Below are 203 nucleotides of genomic sequence, written 5' to 3' on the forward strand. Positions count from 1 at the left end.
CACGCAGGGGGTCAGCGGTTCGATCCCGCTTGGCTCCACCAATTAATTTAATAAATTTCAATATTATGGCGGGATAGCTCAGTTGGCTAGAGCATTCGGTTCATACCCGGAGTGTCGAGGGTTCGAATCCCCCTCCCGCTACCATTAATATTGCGGAGATTTACCCAAGTCTGGCTGAAGGGACTGGTCTTGAAAACCAGCAG

Annotated in this window: 1 tRNA gene; it reads left to right on the forward strand. The window is 50.2% G+C overall.

What is annotated here, in order from left to right:
* The first annotated feature begins 67 nt into the window (after positions 1-67).
* Positions 68-144, forward strand: a tRNA-Met gene (locus tag HUU89_RS14590).
* Positions 145-203 lie beyond the last annotated feature (59 nt).

The sequence above is a fragment of the Faecalibacillus sp. H12 genome (genome assembly GCF_013361255.1).
GTDB lineage: Bacteria > Bacillota_I > Bacilli_A > Erysipelotrichales > Coprobacillaceae > Faecalibacillus > Faecalibacillus intestinalis.